Raw genomic sequence first — 2,741 nt, 5'->3', positions numbered from 1 at the left:
CGCGCCGTTCTTCAGGCGGCCTGCCAGAGGGCGGGCACGTTCGGCGGCTCCCAGCCGGGGGAGGCGGTGTGCGCCTGGAGGCAGCGGTAGGTGACGTCGCCGTACGTGACGGTGTCACCGGGCCGGTACGAGGTGCCGGACGTCCAGGTGCCCCCGGGCGGGTCCGGCGGGTCCGGGTTCTGCCGGACGTTGAGCACGAAGTCGAACGTGCCCTCCTTGCCGCCGGCCACGTCCCGCACCGTCATGAGCAGCGACGGGTGGAAGATCGTGTCGGTGTTGTTCCGGGGCTCGTTCGGGAAGTAGAGCTGCGTCGTCAGGATCGGGTTGTTCGGCGCCTGCACCTTGACGTGGATGTGCCGCGTGCGGCCCGGGTACAGGCCCGGCACGATCGTCTGCAGGCTGAACCGGCCCTGCGCGTCGCTGTACTGGTGGCCGCGGAAGCGGTAGCCGGAGTTGTCGTACGCGCCGTTCACGTCCGCCTGCCAGAAGTCCAGCAGCGCGTTCGGGATCGGCTGGCAGGTGAGCCCGAAGACGTAACCGCTCACGGTCAGCCGGGTGCCCGGCGTGCCCGGCTCGACCAGCGAGGTGCGCTGCGGGGAGTTGGGCTTGAAGTACGGGCCCTCGGTCTGCTGCCGCGTCGGCGGGTCCCCGGGGTCGCACGCCTCCGGCGTCGGGGTCAGCTCGACGCCGGAGGCGGCCTGGTCGCGGGCGAGGACGGGGGCGGCGCTGCCGACGAGCAGCGGCAGCGGCGCGGCGACGAGCGCGGCCTTGAGCAGGTCCTTGCGGCGGATCCCGGACTTCTCCTGCGGCTCTGCGGCCTGGTCCGGAGCGGACTTGTCCTGGTCTGTCACGGCATCACGGCTCCTCGGTCGGGGGAGTGGGGGCGTGAACCCCGGGTCCCGGGCGGCGCGGTGGCGCCGCTCAGCGGGGCGCCAGTGACGCTATTCGGACGTGCCGGGGCAGTCGATGGACAGAATCCGGCGATCGTGGTGATCCGCACGGGTGCCGCGGCGGAAGTCGCCGGGACTGCTGCCGGTCTCCCGGCGGAAGAACCGGCTGAAGTACGCGGGGTCGGAGAACCCGGCCAGCCGGGCCACCTGGCGTACGGTCAGATCGGTCGCGGCCAGCAGCCGCTTGGCCTCGCGGGCCTGCGCCTGCCGGATCAGATGGCCGGGGGTGAGTCCGGTGACCCGCTTGACCGCCTCGTTCAGGTAGCCCACCGACACGCCCACGCTCGCCGCGCAGCCGCGCACGGACAACTCGGCCACCGCGGGCCCGGGTTCGGCCAGCAGCCGGTCGAAGCGCCGGGCGATCTCCGCGGCCCGGCCCGCCGCCGGCCCCGCGGCGCCCTCGCCGCCCTCCGGTGCCGTGCGCGCCGTCCGGGACAGCCGGTCCGCGCGGATCAGCAGGACGTGCAGGTACGACTGGAGCACGCTGATGAAGCCGGGGGCCCGCCCGGCGTACTCCCGCCGCATCTCCGCGAAGAGCGCCCCGAGGATCCCCGCGGAGCGGGGGTCGGGGCTGAGCCAGGAGATCCGGGACAGCTCGCGCAGCCGGTGCCGGTCCTCGGGGGTGGGCAGCAGGAAGTCCTCGGTGAAGATCATCACCCAGCCGTCGAGGCCGGCCGCCCCCTCCCAGTGGTGGACCTGCCCCGGGGTGACGATGCCCAGGTGCGGCGGGGCGATCGGCCACCTGCGCTGGTCGACCACGTGGTGGCCGCTGCCGGCGCGTACGTAGACGATCTCGTGGAACGTGTGCCGGTGCGGGAACCCGGCGCGCGACAGGGGCCCGATCGAGTCGAACGACCCGAGGGCGAAGGGGAGGACCTCCGGGGCGGGGACCTCCAGCCGGTGCATGGGGACGGGGTCAGCGGACACCTCGTGTTCACCCTCCTCGACATTGGTCCGGACCAAAAGGTTGCCGGGGCCGCCGCAGGACCGCAAGCTGACCGCATGGACCTGGAGTTGCGGCACCTGAAGACCATTCGGGCCATTGCCGAGGAAGGCAGCCTCACCCGGGCCGCCACCGCGCTCGGGCTCGCCCAGCCCGCGCTCAGCGCGCAGTTGAAGCGCATCGAACGCGCACTCGGCGGCCCGCTCTTCGACCGGGGCAGGCACGGCGTACGCCCGACGGCGCTCGGCGAGCTCGTCCTCGACCGCGCCCGGGTGCTGCTGCCCGGCGTGCTCGAACTGCAGCAGGACGCGGTGCGGTTCGCCCGCGCGTGGGGCGGGATGCCGCGCTTCCGGCTGGGCGGCACCCACGGCCCGCTGCTCGGCGGCCTCATCGACCGGGTCGCCACGGCGCACCCGGCCACCCCCGTGACGACGTACACCCGCTGGTCCGTGCGCGAACTGGCCGGCATGGTCGCGGAAGGGCGGCTGGACTTCGCCCTGATCGGCGTCTGCGGCGACAGCCGCCCGCCGCTGACCGACCGGCTCGTGTGGCAGAACGTCGGCACCGACCCCGTCTTCGTCATGCTCGCCGCCGAACACCGGCTTGCCGGGAACCGCCAGATCGAGCTGCGCGACCTGGCGGGGGAGAGCTGGACCGACGTGCCCGGCGACGGCTGCTTCGGCGACTGCTTCGCCGCGGCCTGCATCCGCGCCGGGTTCACGCCCGCCTCCGTGTACGAGACGGACAGCGCCTCCTGCGTCCATCTGGCCCAGGTGGGGCGGGCGGTGGGGCTGTGCCGCGCGACGTTCCCGCCGACCCCGGGGCTGGCCACCCGGCCGCTGGTGGGG

At 74.0% G+C, this 2,741-nt stretch carries 3 protein-coding genes; 1 reads left to right on the top strand and 2 read right to left on the bottom strand.

The annotated features are described in order from the left end of the window. Nucleotides 1-11: 11 nt before the first annotated feature. Together H5J30_RS25950 and H5J30_RS25945 are read right to left on the bottom strand one after the other, a co-directional pair. On the bottom strand, nt 12-851 hold the full coding sequence (locus tag H5J30_RS25950) for a dioxygenase family protein (protein WP_181789770.1): 840 nt from the start codon (nt 849-851) through the stop codon (nt 12-14). Between the two features lie 90 nt (nt 852-941). After that, nucleotides 942-1,856 (bottom strand): helix-turn-helix transcriptional regulator, encoded by a 915-nt coding sequence (locus H5J30_RS25945; RefSeq protein ID WP_181789771.1) that lies wholly within the window; start codon nt 1,854-1,856, stop codon nt 942-944. A 96-nt stretch (nt 1,857-1,952) separates the two neighbouring features. Between H5J30_RS25945 and H5J30_RS25940 the strand changes: the two genes are divergently transcribed. After that, nucleotides 1,953-2,741: LysR family transcriptional regulator (locus tag H5J30_RS25940; RefSeq protein WP_181789769.1), on the top strand; the 789-nt coding region annotated here is incomplete at its 3' end.

It is taken from the genome of Streptomyces phytophilus (assembly GCF_013870535.1).
In the GTDB taxonomy this organism is placed as follows: domain Bacteria; phylum Actinomycetota; class Actinomycetes; order Streptomycetales; family Streptomycetaceae; genus Streptomyces; species Streptomyces phytophilus.
This window is presented reverse-complemented; position numbering and strand designations above follow the sequence as displayed.